Annotated in this window: 11 protein-coding genes; 2 read left to right on the top strand and 9 right to left on the bottom strand. The window is 62.7% G+C overall.

From position 1 onward, the window contains the following. Nucleotides 1-119 precede the first annotated feature (119 nt). The 9 genes from fbaA to PG899_RS11645 form a co-directional block, all read right to left on the bottom strand. Nucleotides 120-1,199: a class II fructose-bisphosphate aldolase gene (gene fbaA, locus PG899_RS11685; RefSeq protein WP_024946156.1), complete on the bottom strand. Its 1,080-nt coding sequence runs from the start codon at nt 1,197-1,199 to the stop codon at nt 120-122. A 116-nt stretch (nt 1,200-1,315) separates the two neighbouring features. Then, entirely contained in the window at nt 1,316-2,479 is a 1,164-nt protein-coding gene (locus PG899_RS11680) for a phosphoglycerate kinase (RefSeq protein ID WP_024946155.1), read from the bottom strand. Nucleotides 2,480-2,541: 62 nt separating this feature from the next. Beyond that, nucleotides 2,542-3,552, bottom strand: a complete 1,011-nt coding sequence (gene epd, locus PG899_RS11675) for an erythrose-4-phosphate dehydrogenase (protein ID WP_010635047.1) — start codon at nt 3,550-3,552, stop codon at nt 2,542-2,544. Nucleotides 3,553-3,601: 49 nt separating this feature from the next. Next, the gene (locus tag PG899_RS11670) at nt 3,602-4,531 is read right to left on the bottom strand and encodes an ROK family protein (protein ID WP_039214666.1); all 930 of its coding nucleotides are present in this window, start codon (nt 4,529-4,531) and stop codon (nt 3,602-3,604) included. 180 nt (nt 4,532-4,711) lie between these two features. Beyond that, complete coding sequence (hemE, locus tag PG899_RS11665) at nt 4,712-5,779, bottom strand: uroporphyrinogen decarboxylase (RefSeq protein WP_041217975.1); 1,068 nt, start codon at nt 5,777-5,779, stop codon at nt 4,712-4,714. 142 nt (nt 5,780-5,921) lie between these two features. After that, on the bottom strand, nt 5,922-6,701 hold the full coding sequence (gene nudC / locus PG899_RS11660) for an NAD(+) diphosphatase (RefSeq protein WP_077096119.1): 780 nt from the start codon (nt 6,699-6,701) through the stop codon (nt 5,922-5,924). 200 nt (nt 6,702-6,901) lie between these two features. Beyond that, nucleotides 6,902-10,066, bottom strand: a complete 3,165-nt coding sequence (gene putA, locus PG899_RS11655; protein ID WP_077096120.1) for a bifunctional proline dehydrogenase/L-glutamate gamma-semialdehyde dehydrogenase PutA — start codon at nt 10,064-10,066, stop codon at nt 6,902-6,904. A gap of 269 nt (nt 10,067-10,335) precedes the next feature. Then, entirely contained in the window at nt 10,336-10,941 is a 606-nt protein-coding gene (locus tag PG899_RS11650) for a TIGR04211 family SH3 domain-containing protein (protein WP_077096121.1), read from the bottom strand. A 152-nt stretch (nt 10,942-11,093) separates the two neighbouring features. Continuing rightward, complete coding sequence (locus PG899_RS11645; RefSeq protein ID WP_039214669.1) at nt 11,094-11,915, bottom strand: potassium channel family protein; 822 nt, start codon at nt 11,913-11,915, stop codon at nt 11,094-11,096. Between the two features lie 31 nt (nt 11,916-11,946). Between PG899_RS11645 and PG899_RS11640 the strand changes: the two genes are divergently transcribed. Both PG899_RS11640 and PG899_RS11635 read left to right on the top strand, forming a co-directional pair. Continuing rightward, on the top strand, nt 11,947-13,197 hold the full coding sequence (locus PG899_RS11640) for a methyl-accepting chemotaxis protein (RefSeq protein WP_029302409.1): 1,251 nt from the start codon (nt 11,947-11,949) through the stop codon (nt 13,195-13,197). A 179-nt stretch (nt 13,198-13,376) separates the two neighbouring features. Next, entirely contained in the window at nt 13,377-13,817 is a 441-nt protein-coding gene (locus PG899_RS11635) for a GNAT family N-acetyltransferase (protein ID WP_017410669.1), read from the top strand. Nucleotides 13,818-13,865 lie beyond the last annotated feature (48 nt).

Genomic DNA, 13,865 nt, shown 5'->3' with positions numbered 1-13,865 from the left:
GAAATGCAAAAGGTGCCTCGAAAGGCACCTTGTTCACGTCCGCTGGCGACCCCGCCATGCTGCAATGCAAAAGGCGCCCCGCAGGGCGCCTTTTCATGCAATCAAACTACCGTAACGAATTACAGTACGTCGATGGCGTTCAGGTCGGAGAACGCCTTCTCCAGACGAGCGATCATGGTAGTCTGGCCAGCACGCAGCCATACACGCGGATCGTAGAACTTCTTGTTCGGCTTGTCAGCGCCTTCCGGGTTGCCCAGCTGACCTTGCAGGTAGGCTTCGTTCTTCTTGTAGAAGCCCAGAATGCCTTCCCAGGTCGCCCACTGGGTGTCGGTGTCAATGTTCATCTTCACCACGCCGTAGGAGATGGACTCGCGGATCTCTTCCAGAGTGGAACCTGAACCACCGTGGAATACGAAGTCCAGGGACTTGGCCGGCAGACCGAACTTCTCGGAAACGTACTTCTGGGAAGCATCCAGGATGGACGGGGTCAGCTTGACGTTACCCGGCTTGTAAACACCGTGTACGTTGCCGAAGGAGGCAGCGATGGTGAAGCGCGGGCTGATCTTGGACAGACGCTCGTAGGCGTAGGCCACGTCTTCCGGCTGGGTGTACAGGGCGGACTGGTCCATGTGGCTGTTGTCGACGCCGTCTTCTTCGCCACCGGTGCAACCCAGTTCCAGCTCCAGAGTCATGTTCATCTTGGCCATGCGGGTCAGGTACTCGCAGCAGATGTCGATGTTCTCTTCCAGAGACTCTTCGGACAGATCCAGCATGTGGGAGGAGAACAGCGGCTTGCCGGTTTCGGCAAAGTGCTTCTCGCCCGCGTCCAGCAGACCGTCGATCCACGGCAGCAGCTTCTTGGCGGCGTGGTCGGTATGCAGGATGACCGGTACACCGTAGGCTTCGGCAACGGCGTGAACGTGCTTGGCACCGGAGATGGCACCGATGATGGCAGCTTGCTGGCCTTCCAGTTTCAGACCCTTACCGGCGGTGAACACGGCACCACCGTTGGAGAACTGAACGATAACCGGTGCTTTCACCTTGGCGGCAGCTTCCAGTACGGCGTTGACGGAGTCGGTACCGACGCAGTTGACGGCCGGCAGAGCGAAGCCGTTCTCTTTCGCGATGGCGAACACTTTCTGAACGTCATCACCAGTGATCACGCCGGGTTTTACGAAGTCGAAAATTTTCTTAGACATGTTTAATCGTCCTGTTCTCGTATGCCGTTAATAAAAAATGGGGGGTTCATCATGAACCGGCACAGCGGGCACATGATAAACGAAACGGGAGGCTTTTGCCCCCCGTCTCGGGTCAATTAGGCTTTGGCGCGCTGTTCCAGAATCGCAACAGCCGGCAGTACCTTGCCTTCCACGAACTCCAGGAAGGCGCCGCCGCCGGTGGAGATGTAGGAGACCTTGTCGGCGATGCCGAACTTGTCGATGGCAGCCAGGGTGTCACCACCACCAGCGATGGAGAAGGCCGGAGAAGCAGCGATGGCTTCGGCGATCACCTTGGTGCCTTCAGCGAATTGGTCGAACTCGAATACGCCGACCGGGCCGTTCCACAGGATGGTCTTGGCGTTCATGATGATGTCGGCCAGGGCCTTGGCAGAGTCAGGGCCGATGTCGAAGATCATGTCGCCGTCGGTCACGTCAGCGACGGACTTGATGGTGGCCGGGGTGGACTCGGAGAACTCGGCACCGACAACCACGTCGGTGGTCACCGGGATATTGGTTTCGGCAGCCAGTTTCTTGGCGGTGTCGATCAGGTCGTGCTCGCACAGGGACTTGCCGACGTTGTGACCGGCAGCAGCGATGAAGGTGTTGGCGATGCCACCACCGACCACCAGCTGGTCAGCGATCTTGGAGAGGGATTCCAGTACGGTCAGCTTGGTGGAGACCTTGGAGCCGCCAACGATGGCAACCATCGGGCGCTCAGGCTTCAGCATGGCTTTGCCCAGGGCTTCCAGTTCACCCGCCAGCAGCGGGCCGGCACAGGCGACCGGTGCGAACTGGGCCACACCGTAGGTGGAGCCTTCGGCGCGGTGAGCAGTACCGAACGCATCCATTACAAAGACGTCACACAGGGCGGCGTATTTTTTGGCCAGCTCTTCGGTGTTCTTCTTCTCGCCCTTGTTGAAGCGGCAGTTTTCCAGCACAACCAGCTCACCTTCGGCGACTTCTACGCCATCCAGGTAATCCTTGGCCAGGCGAACCGAGCAGGACAGAGCGTCTTTCAGATAGTTGACAACCGGAGCCAGGGAGAATTCTTCGTTGTACTCGCCTTCGGTCGGACGACCCAGATGGGAGGTGATCATCAGCTTGGCGCCCTTTTTCAGAGCCAGCTTGATGGTCGGCAGAGTCGCCACGATACGTGCATCGGAGGTGACCTTGCCGTCTTTTACCGGCACGTTCAGGTCAGCACGGATCAGAACGCGTTTGCCCGCCAGATCCAGGTCAGTCATCTTGATAACAGACATATTCAGTCCTCTATATTTTCAGGTAATGTTAAAAACAGTAACCTTGCGCCCGGTGCAAGCTCTCAGCCTGCGGCCATCATGGCCCGGGTGGTATCCAGCATGCGGTTGGCGAAGCCCCATTCGTTATCACACCACATCAACATCTTGACGAGGTTGGCATCGCTGACCCGGGTCTGGGTACCATCAATGATGCAGGAGTGAGCATCATGATTAAAGTCTACGGAGACCAGTGGCTCTTCCGTGTAATCCAGAATACCGCTTAATGTACCTCTGGATGCCCGTTGCAGGGCTTGATTTACGTCAGTAACCGTCACTTTTTTACGAACAGTAATACTGAGATCCATTGCCGTTACATTGATGGTCGGTACCCGTACCGCGATCGCCTCGAACTTGCCGGCGAAGTGGGGGAGGATCCGCTCCAACCCCTTGGCCAGCTTGGTATCCACCGGGATGATGGACTGGCTGGCAGCGCGGGTTCGACGCAAGTCGCTGTGGTAGGCATCGATGACTTGCTGATCATGCATGGCCGAATGAATTGTCGTAATAGTACCACAATTTATCTCGAATTCTCGATGCAATGTTTCGATGACGGGGACCACGCAGTTGGTGGTGCAGGAGGCGTTGGAGACGATCCGCTCGCGCCCCGTCAGCACCTGATGGTTGACCCCGTAGACGATGGTGGCGTCCACGTCCGCCTCGGCCGGATGGGAGAACAACACCTTGCCCGCCCCCGCCGCCAGATGCAGCTCGGCATCGGCCCGCGAGCCGAACACCCCGGTGCAGTCCAGCACCACGTCCACCCCCAGCGCCCGCCACGGCAACCGCGACGGATCCCGCTCGGCGAACAGGGAGATGAGATCCTCCCCCACCAGCATGCTGTTGCCGGCCAGCTGCACCGGATGGTGGAACCGACCGTGGCTGGTGTCGAAGCGGGTCAGGTGCACCATGGCCTCGGGGGCAGCCAGCTCGTTGATGGCCACTATCTTGATGTTCTTGTCGCGGCCGCTCTCGTAGAGGGCCCGCAGCACGTTGCGGCCGATCCGCCCGTACCCGTTGATGGCAATCTTGATCATGAAAACTCTGGGTCCTTAGCTGGGACAAAGGGACAAGCGGATGGCTGACTCACGACAGCAGGGCATCCTGAAATTCACCGCGGGCCAGCAGTGCCGCCCCGAATACCCCGGCGCTGTCCCCCAGGGCTGGAGCAATAATGGGGGTGGCGAAGCGGGGATTAAAGAGGAAGGGCAAAATAGTCTCCCGTCCCACACTGTACAGGCTCTGCACGTTGCCGACCCCGCCGCCGATGACGATCACATCCGGATCGAGAATGTTCACCACGTTGGCCAGCGCCTGGCCAAACAGCAGATGCAGCCGGTCGATGGTGAGCTTGGCCACGTGGTCGTGAGCCGTCGCCGCCGCTATCTTGGCCAGCGAGAGGTGACGCTTGGCCTTGGCCTCGTACCAGGCCTCCAGCGCCGGGCCGCTGATGAAGGTCTCGACGCAGCCGCGCTTGCCGCAGTAGCACTCGGGGCCGTCGGGTGAGAGCACGTTGTGGCCCCACTCGCCGGCGATGCCGTGGTGACCGTTGAGGATGCGGCCGTTGATGACGATGCCGGAGCCCACTCCGGTACCCATGATGATGCCGAACACTACCTTGGCATCAGGGTGGTGCTGGCGCACCGCCCCCAGATGGGTTTCCGCCAGCGCGAAGCAGTTGGCGTCGTTGGCGATAAGCACCGGCACGCCGAGCCGGCGCTCCAGATCTTCCTTGAACGGCTTGCCGTTGAGCTCGGTGGTGTTGCAGTTCTTCATCAGGCCGGTTTGCGGATCCCGCGCCCCCGGCGTCCCCATGCCGATGAGGGTCGGCCGCTGACCGATCTTGTCGGCGCACTCTGCCACCAGTTTGGCGATCTGGCCGATCATGTGGTCATAACCGCCGGCACGCTCGGTGGGAATACGATGGCGCAGCAGCACCTCGTCCCCGTCCAGTACCACGCATTCGCACTTGGTACCGCCAAGGTCGATACCCCAATCCAACAACCTGTTGCTCATCCTGCCTCCAGCCATCACCTTGGGGCGTCAGGCCCGGGGGCACCTTGCCGTGCCCACCTGCCGTCGACCGCCCGCTACCGGGTTGAAGTGTAACCCGAGCGGCGGTCAGGATGCAGCCCCCGCCGCAGGCAGCAAAACGGGGCCCGCAGGCCCCGTTGTTCACTGTGTTGTCGGCGGCGCTCAGCGGCCGTGGTACTGGGCGGACAGCTCGTGTACCGCGTTGACGAACACGCCGGCATGCTCCGGGTTCACATCCTGATGGATGCCGTGACCCAGGTTGAAGACATGGCCGTTGCCGTGACCGAAGCCGGCCAGGATGGAGGCGACCTCTTCACGGATGCGGGCCGGGCTGGCGTAGAGCATGGAGGGGTCCATGTTGCCCTGCAGCGCCACCTTGTCGCCGACCCGGCGCTTGGCGTCGGCGATGTCGGTGGTCCAGTCCAGACCCAGCGCATCGCAACCGGTAGCGGCGATCTGCTCCAGCCACTGGCCGCCGTTCTTGGTGAACAGGGTGACCGGCACACGGCGACCGTCGTGCTCGCGAATGAGGCCATCGACAATCTTGTGCATGTATTGCAGGGAGAAGTCGCGGTAATCGCGCGGGGTGAGCACGCCGCCCCAGGTATCGAACACCATGACCGCCTGGGCACCCGCCTTGATCTGGGCGTTGAGATAGCTAATCACGCTGTCGGCCAGCTTGTCGAGCAGCAGGTGCAGGGTCTGCGGCTCTGCATACATCATCTGCTTGATCTTGGTGAACGCCTTGGAGCTGCCCCCCTCCACCATGTAGGTGGCCAGGGTCCAGGGGCTGCCGGAGAAGCCGATGAGCGGCACTTCGCCCTTGAGCTCACGGCGGATGGTGCGCACCGCATTCATCACGTAGCCGAGTTCATCCTCCGGATCCGGCACCGGCAGCGCCTGCACATCGGCCATGGAGGTGATCGGACGCTCGAAGCGCGGGCCTTCCCCCTGCTCGAAGTAGAGACCCAGCCCCATAGCATCGGGCACGGTGAGGATGTCGGAGAAGAGGATGGCGGCATCGAGTGGATAGCGGCGCAGCGGCTGCAGGGTGACTTCACAAGCCAGCTCGGCGTTGCGGCACAGGGACATGAAATCCCCCGCCTGGGCGCGCGTGGCCTTGTATTCCGGCAGATAGCGGCCAGCCTGGCGCATCATCCATACCGGGGTCATGTCCACTTCCTGGCGCAGCAGGGCACGCAGGTAACGATCGTTCTTCAGCTCTTTCATCCCAGTTCCTGAGTCATATCCAGCATAAAATGGCGGATATGATACCACTTTGTGCGCGGCGGGGGGCGGCTCAAACGCCTGCCGCCGCCGTTGGAGTGCAAAGATGTGAAGGGGCGCAAACAAGCGCCCCTCTTTGCCTCCCTCAGGCTTGGTCGTCGAGGCAGAGCGCGATGAGCCGCCGCGCTATGGTGCCGTGGGGCGGCAGCCGTGGCAGCGTATCGGCCTCGAAGAAATCGGCGGCCACCAGTTCGTCATCCTGCACCTTGATCTCGCCGCTCTCGTAGTCGGCGGTAAAGCCCATCATCAGGCTATGGGGAAACGGCCAGGGCTGGCTCGCCACGTAACGCACGTTGGTCACCCGGATGCCGCTCTCCTCGAACACCTCCCGCGCCACGCACTGCTCCAGGTTCTCCCCCGCCTCTACGAAGCCGGCCAGCACGGTATACATGGGATCCTCGGCCTGATAGTGACGGCGGTGGGCCGCCAGCAAGATGGCGGGCCCCTTGCGCACCGCCACTATGATGCAGGGGGAGATACGCGGATAGGCGACGTGGCCATGGCGGCACCCTTGCGCCCACTCCCCCGCCTTCGGGCTCATGGGGGCACCGCACTCGCCGCAGAAACGGTGGGTGCGGCGAAAGGTGGCGAGCTGCCAGGCGCGGCCGGCCAGCTGAAAGCCCGTTTCATCACCGGCCACCATCAGCTGGCGCAGGGGGGTCAGGGCCTCGGTGTCAGCCGCCTCCCCCAGATCCAGCAGCAGGCAGGGCAGCCCGTCCCACTCGTCAAAGCGCTCAAAGGCGGCATGCTGCAAGTGGCTGGGCAGACAGGCACGGGGGCCTTGTGGAATGCGTCCCTGCTCATCCAGCAGGACGAGGTGATCGCCCCCCAGCACGAACCAGCGGGCCTGTTCGGTTAATGGCATAGATGCAGCACTCTTTGTTGTGACGTCGGTCGGGATGCGCGCCCGGGGCCGGGCGGCGGTGACGGATGAAAGCGACAACCGGCCACCATATTAAGACGCGGCAAGCCGGGTGGCGACCCCAAGATGGCGGCTTTTCAACGCTCATGAGAACGCCCATGAAAAAGGCCGCCCGCAGGCGGCCTGATGTCGGTCACGGTCGATCAGGCGTCGCCCATCGCCAGCAAAGAGGCGTTGCCGCCCACCGCCGTGGTGTTGATGGTGCGGGTTTTCTCGGTAATGAAACGGCTCAGGTAATGGGGGCCGCCCGCCTTGGGACCGGTGCCGGAAAGGCCCTGCCCGCCGAACGGCTGCACCCCGACCATGGCGCCGATCTGGTTGCGGTTGATGTAGACGTTGCCCACGTTGATGCGGCTCGCCAGCTCCTCGGCATGGGATTCGTTGCGGCTGTGGATCCCCAGCGTCAGACCGTAACCGGTACCGTTGATGTCGCTGATCACCTTGTCCAGATCCCGGGCAGCATAGCGCACCACGTGCAGGATGGGGCCGAACTGCTCGCGGGTCAGCTCGCGGATGGAGCCGATCTCCAGCGCGGTCGGTTGCACGAAGTGGCCACCCAGGGTCACGGCCGACATCGGCGCCTGGGCGATCAGGCGGGCACGCGGGATCATGTGCACCAGGTGTGCATCCAGCCCGGCCTTGGCCTCGGCGTCGATGACCGGGCCGACGTCGGTGTTGTGCTCGGCCGGGTTGCCCACTTTGAGCTCCTGCAGGGCACCGGTCAGGATCTCCAGCACCCGCGGCGCGATCTCTTCCTGCAGGTAGAGCACCCGCAGGGCGGAGCAGCGCTGGCCGGCGCTCTGGAAGGCGGCGCTCACCACATCGCGCACCACCTGCTCCGGCAGGGCGGTGGAGTCGACAATCATGGCGTTCTGGCCGCCGGTCTCGGCGATGAGCGGCAGGATGGCGCCCTCGCGCTGGGCCAGGGTCATGTTGATGAGCTTGGCGGTCTCGGTGGAGCCGGTGAAGCAGACGCCGCCGATGCGGGCATCCGCCGTCAGCTTGGCGCCGACGGTGGCGCCGTCACCCGGCAGCAGTTGCAGCACGTCGCCCGGAATGCCAGCCTGATGGGCCAGGGTCACCGCCAGGTGGGCGATGAGACCGGTCTGCTCGGCCGGCTTGGCGATGACGGTGTTGCCGGTGGCCAGCGCCGCGGCGACTTGTCCCAGGAAAATCGCCAGCGGGAAGTTCCACGGGCTGATGCAGACGAACACGCCACGCCCCTGCAGGAATAGCTCGTTCATCTCGCCGGTGTAGCCGGGCAGCAGGGTGGCCTGCCCCATCAGGCCACGGGCCTGCACCGCGTAGTAACGGCAGAAGTCCACCGCCTCGCGCACCTCGTCGATGCCATCCTGCAGCAGCTTGCCCGCCTCGCGGGTACAGAGGGAGATGAACTGCTCGCGGTTCGCTTCCAGCAGATCCGCCAGTTTCTCCAGCGCGGCGACACGCTCGCTCACCGGGGTCTCGCGCCAGCGCGGGAAGGCGGCATGGGCCGAGGCCAGCGCCTGCTCCACCGCCTGTTCGTCGGCCCAGTGGATCTTGCCCACTAGCTGGCTCACATCCTGCGGGCTCAGCACCACACGGGCCTCGTTGCGCTTGAGGGTCTCGCCATCGACGATGGGGCCCGCCAGCCACTGCTTGCTCTCCAGCTCCTTCAGCTTGGCGAAGAAGGGGCGCTGGATGGAGACGATATTCATGTTGACGCCGCTGGAGTTCTTGCGGTCGCTGAACAGATTCACCGGCTGCGGAATGCGATCGTTGGCCAGGCTGGAGTAGCGCTTGAGGGTGCGCAGCGGATGCTCGGCCAGGGAATCGACCGGGGTGTTGGGATCCACCAGCTTGTGGACGAAGGAGGTGTTGGCCCCGTTCTCCAGCAGGCGACGCACCAGGTAGGGCAGCAGATCCTTGTGGGCGCCGACCGGCGCATAGATGCGGCAGTGCAGGCCGGGATATTCGCTGAGCACGGCGTTGTGCAGCTCCTCCCCCATGCCGTGCAAGCGCTGGAATTCGAACTGGCGATCACCGGCCATCTCCAGAATGCTGACCACGGTGTTGGCGTTGTGGGTGGCAAACTGGGGCGAGATGAAGCCGCGGGTCGGCTCGCTCAGCAGGTAGCGGGCGCAGGCGAGGTAGGAGATGTCGGTGCCCGCCTTGCGGGTAAACAGCGGGTAGCCGGGCAGGCCGGCCTGCTGGGCATATTTGAGCTCGCTGTCCCAGTAGGCGCCCTTCACCAGCCGCACCGGGATCAGGTCCCCCTGCTCGCGGGCCAGCCCGGTCAACCAGCAGAGCACCGGCAGGGCGCGCTTGGAGTAGGCCTGTACCACCATGCCGAGCTTGCCCCAGCCGCGGTTCGCCTCGGAGCGATAGAGCTGCTCGAACAGATCGAGGGAGAGCTCGAGGCGATCCATCTCTTCGGCATCGATGCTGATGGCCACGTCCTTGTCACGGGCGAGGCGCACCAGTCCCACCAGCCGCTCGCACATTTCGCCGAGCACCCGCTCGCGGTTGGCCACGTCATAGCGCGGATGGAGCGCCGACAGCTTGATTGAGATGGAGGGGGCCGGGCCGCCGTCGCTGATACGCTCGTTGCCCACCGCCTCGATAGCGCGCTGGTAGTCACCGAAATACTTGTCGGCATCGGCCAGGGTCAGGGCGGACTCCCCCAGCATGTCGTAGGTGTGGGTGTAACCCTTCTCGCGGGACTTGCGGCTCGCCTTGAGGGCTTCCTTCATGTCGCGCCCCAGCACGAACTGCTTGCCCATGATCTTCATGGCGGCGTACATGGCGGAACGCACCACCGGCTCCCCCAGCTTGTTGACCATGCGGCCCAGCAGGTTGGCCGGGTTGCCATCCAGCTTCTTGTCCAGCTTGATGATCTTGCCGGTCAGCATCAGCCCCCAGGTGGAGGCGTTCACCAGGGTGGAGTCGCTCTTGCGAAAATGGGACGACCAGTTGGCGCCGGAGAGCTTGTCCTTGATCAGGGCATCGGCGGTCTCGGCATCGGGAATGCGCAGCAGCGCCTCCGCCAGGCACATCAGGATGATCCCCTCCTGGGTATCCAGGCTGTACTCCTGCAGGAAGGCGTCGATGCCGTCGCCGGAGCCGCTCTCCTTGCGCACCTTGGTCACCAGGGTGCGGGCACGCTGGGTCACCCGTTCCAGCGAGGCGCCGTCCCCCGGCAGCATGGCCGACAGCTCGGCCAGATAGGCATTTTCATCCACCACGTAGTTCTGGGTGATGGCTTCGCGCAGGGCGGCCAGATCGGAGGGAACATAGTCAGCGGCAAGCACTTGGGTAGCTTTGAACATATGGGGTCTTCCTGTACGCCCTAGGGCTGATATCGACGAAGGCGGCCGTGCCGCCGAAACGCCGATAATGTATACAATATCAACCCATAGATGAAATGAAATTGTTGCCTGTTATTAACAAAGATCGCTGATTGGCTCATATGACGCACGATATCGGCCCCATATGCTAACCAGACAAAATTCATGGCCTTATTTTGTATACAATTTTTCTCAAGGCAAAAAAGAAGGGTCGCCATGGCGACCCTTCACTCTGCTTCCGACAGCCGTTGTCAGTTCATCCAGCGATCGCCGCGGCTGCGACGACGGGGCAGCATGGGCAACAGGATGCCGAGCAGGATGCCGCCACCCACCATGGCACCACCGCGGATGAACCAGTCCATCTGCATGTCGTGCTCCTGGTTGTCGTAGCTCTGGGTCAGGGCGTCGTTCTGCTCTTTGAGATTGCCCATCTCCTCGCTCTGGCTGGCCAGCTGAGCCTTCAGGCTGGCGATCTCCTTGCTCTGCTCGGCGAGCTTGCCATCCTTCTCGGTGAAGCGTTTCTCGTTGTCACCGTTGAGGTTCAGCAGGCGGGCCTTGGCCTCTTCCAGCTCTTTTTGCACCTGGGGCAGCCGTTCGCGCAGGCTGATCTCGCCCTGCAGCTCGCTGCTCTTGATCCAGCCTTCACGGCCACGACCATCCACCACCTGGGTGAAACCGGCTTCGTTGTTCACTGCCTTGACGTCCAGCGGCTCACCCGCCTTGACGCTGCCAAGGATCCGGTACTGGGTACCCGGACCATTGTGAATAAAGGTAAAGATGTTGTCTGAAACATAACGGGTATCGGCCAGTGCCTGTTGGGCACACAAGCAGATCAGGATCCCGAGAAGGGCGCGCATGGTCGATCGGTTCTCTTCGTTTGGTTAGGTGACTGGCGAATGTTAAGCCGCCTGCGGGTCAAAGGACAAGCAAAGAAAAGTGGCGCCCCCCGAGCTGAGAGCTGGCTCGCAACTTGTCTGCGCCGCGACGCGACCATTCCGGACGCCGCAGCCTATTTCTGTTTCAGTGCCTTCACCTCGTCCCGCAGGGCACGCAGCTCCTGCAACAACAGATCCTGCTGCGCGCTCTGGTGATGACGCCACTTCTCCAGCTCGCCATCCCCCCGCCCCGGCTGCAGAAACAGGCTGGCCATGAAACCGCTGATGGCGCCGAACAGGCCGACCCCGAACAGGATCAGCAGGCTGGCGACGAAACGCCCTTGCTCCGTCTTGGGCACCAGATCGCCGTACCCCACGGTCGACAGGGTCACCAGGGTCCACCAGAAGGCATCGTAGGGGGTCTGGATCTGGCTGCCGGGCTGGCCCGATTCGATCAGATACATGACCCCGGAACCGACCCCCAGCAGCAGGAAGAACAGGAACAGGATGCCGGAGAGGGTGGTCTCGTTGCGCTCGCGACGGAACATGGCGAGCAGATCCGGCTGATCCCGCAGCAGCCGGTAGACCCGCCACAGCTGAATGAGCCGTGCCCAGCGCAGCTGCTCCACCATCGGCAGGCTGCCCGGCAGATAGAACCAGTTGGCCTTGAAGAAGGCCATCCGGTCGGAGGCGCGGGCCCAGCCATAGGCGAAGTGGGCGAGGAAGAAGTAGCAGATCAGACTGTCGACGTCATAGAACAGCTGCAGGGTCTGGGGGGTGAGCTGGGCATGCCCCCACCAGCGGGCCGTGACCAGCAAAACCGAGATCACCGACAGAAACGCCATCAGCAGATCCATGGCGCGCAGATGAGTTAAGTGATGTCGCATACATTTTCCCACTTTAGGCACGGTGCGAATTAATAAAAAGGAAGATAATGCCGATAGTCCTGAGGACAAAGGAAAACCGGTCATTAAAAGGAGAAATATTATGCAGTTAAACCCGCTGGAGAGGCGAATGAGCAATATCCGGCTGGTACCCAAAGTGGTACTGCTCATGGTGTTCAGTACTGTGCTGCTGCTGGTCAAGCTCTGGTTCGACGCCAGCAATCTGGAAACCACCCTGCTCAGCGAAGGCATCGCGCCCGACAAGGCGGACACTATCGCCAACAGCCTGCTCTGGACCGGGTTGATGGAGACCGCCATCATGGGGTTGCTGTTCGTGGTGCTGCTGCTGACCGGCTCGCGCCTGATGGTCAAGCAGGTGCACTATCTGGTGGGCCTGCTGGAGCGCTTCGCCCGCAAGGATCTGAGCCACCGGGTACTGCTCAAGTCCCGTGACGAGTTCGGTGACATCGCCAAGGCGGTGGCCCACTCCCAGGAGAACCTCAAGGAGGTGTTCGGCACCCAGCGCGTCGCCTGCAAGGAGCTCAACGACATCGCCTCCCAGGTCACCCTTTGCATGGAAGAGGCCAACGAGGCCATCAGCGAGGAGTTCACCCAGATTGAACAGCTGGCCAGCGCCATGAGCCAGATGGTGGGCGCCATTCGCGAGGTGGCCGCCCATGCGGAGCAGGCCTCCCACGCCACCGCCGAGACCAGCCTGCTGGCCGAGGAGGGCAGCCGCTGCGTGGCCGCCACCGTCAACACCATAGATACCCTCTCCGGCAACATTCAGCGCTCCTCCACCGTGGTCAATCAGGTGGAACAGGGGGTCGAGCAGATTGGCTCCGTTGTGGATACCATTCGCGGCATCTCGGAGCAGACCAACCTGCTGGCGCTGAACGCCGCCATCGAAGCCGCCCGCGCCGGCGAGGCCGGCCGCGGCTTCGCGGTGGTCGCCTCCGAGGTGCGCGAACTGGCCAACCGGGCCCAGGCCGCCACCGTCGAGATCCAGAAGATGATCGAGCAGTTGCAGGGCAACGCCCGCCAGGCCGCCGAACTGATGGCCCAGAGCGTGCAGCAGGCCGACAAGGGGGTGGAACAGGTGACCCAAGCCGGCGACCAGCTCGCTACCATAGTGCAGAGGGTACAAGGGGTGGCCGACATGAACCGCCAGATCGCCGCCGCCTCCGAGCAGCAGAGCTCGGTGGCCGAGGAAATGAGCGGCAACCTGGAGCAGGTCAAGCAGGTGGTAGAGGGCTCCGTGGTGGTGCTGCGCGAGCTGCAGGAGGCCTCCGAACTGGTGGAGCGCCACAGCCAGACCCTGGATACCCATATCCAGGCCTTCAAACTGGCCTGACGGGCGTCATCTCACAGACAGGAAGGGATGGCTCAGCACAGCCAGCCCCTGGACAGCACTCATCATTCAGGTCTTCAAACTGGCCTGACACAGGGCCGCTGTTGTTGAACGTCGCAATCCGGTTAGACTGGAAGGCCCCACGAGGGGCCTTTCTTTTTTCATCGCGGCAAGGAGCCAGGATGCAAACCACAGAACTTGCGCTTGAAATCAGCGCCGACAAGGGACGGCTCGACGTGCCGCTGATCCACCGCTTCTTGTCTGAAGAGGCCTACTGGTGTCGCGGCATTCCCCTTGCCACCCTGCAGCGGGCCATCAACCATTCGCTCTGCTTTGGCGGCTACCTCGGCGCTCAGCAGGTCGCCTTCGCCCGGGTCATCACCGACCGGGCCACCTTCGGCTATCTGGCCGACGTGTTTGTCCTGCCTGAGCATCGCGGCCGGGGCTACAGCAAGGCGCTGGTGGCGGCCATGCTCGACCATCCCGAGTTGCAGGGATTGCGCCGCCTCTCCCTCGCCACCTCGGATGCCCACGGCCTCTACGCCGGTTTCGGCTTCGTGCCACCCGCCAGCCCCGGCAGCCTGATGGAGATCTACCACCCCGATATCTACCAGCGCACCTGAATGGCCGGCTGCCGATAATTCCCGCCGGATCATGCTTCTCGCCCCTGC

The sequence above is a fragment of the Aeromonas sp. QDB39 genome, from assembly GCF_027707585.1.
Lineage (GTDB): Bacteria > Pseudomonadota > Gammaproteobacteria > Enterobacterales > Aeromonadaceae > Aeromonas > Aeromonas hydrophila.
Note: the sequence above shows the minus strand (reverse complement) of the source record. Positions and strands in the feature narration are given on the sequence as shown.

What these genes read in the sequence shown, in the direction of transcription:
- fbaA (WP_024946156.1), bottom strand. Translation starts at nt 1,199, where the DNA reads ATGTCTAAGAAAATTTTCGACTTCGTAAAACCCGGCGTGATCACTGGT.
- PG899_RS11680 (WP_024946155.1), bottom strand. Translation starts at nt 2,479, where the DNA reads ATGTCTGTTATCAAGATGACTGACCTGGATCTGGCGGGCAAACGCGTT.
- epd (WP_010635047.1), bottom strand. Translation starts at nt 3,552, where the DNA reads ATGATCAAGATTGCCATCAACGGGTACGGGCGGATCGGCCGCAACGTG.
- PG899_RS11670 (WP_039214666.1), bottom strand. Translation starts at nt 4,531, where the DNA reads ATGAGCAACAGGTTGTTGGATTGGGGTATCGACCTTGGCGGTACCAAG.
- hemE (WP_041217975.1), bottom strand. Translation starts at nt 5,779, where the DNA reads ATGAAAGAGCTGAAGAACGATCGTTACCTGCGTGCCCTGCTGCGCCAG.
- nudC (WP_077096119.1), bottom strand. Translation starts at nt 6,701, where the DNA reads ATGCCATTAACCGAACAGGCCCGCTGGTTCGTGCTGGGGGGCGATCAC.
- putA (WP_077096120.1), bottom strand. Translation starts at nt 10,066, where the DNA reads ATGTTCAAAGCTACCCAAGTGCTTGCCGCTGACTATGTTCCCTCCGAT.
- PG899_RS11650 (WP_077096121.1), bottom strand. Translation starts at nt 10,941, where the DNA reads ATGCGCGCCCTTCTCGGGATCCTGATCTGCTTGTGTGCCCAACAGGCA.
- PG899_RS11640 (WP_029302409.1), top strand. Translation starts at nt 11,947, where the DNA reads ATGCAGTTAAACCCGCTGGAGAGGCGAATGAGCAATATCCGGCTGGTA.
- PG899_RS11635 (WP_017410669.1), top strand. Translation starts at nt 13,377, where the DNA reads ATGCAAACCACAGAACTTGCGCTTGAAATCAGCGCCGACAAGGGACGG.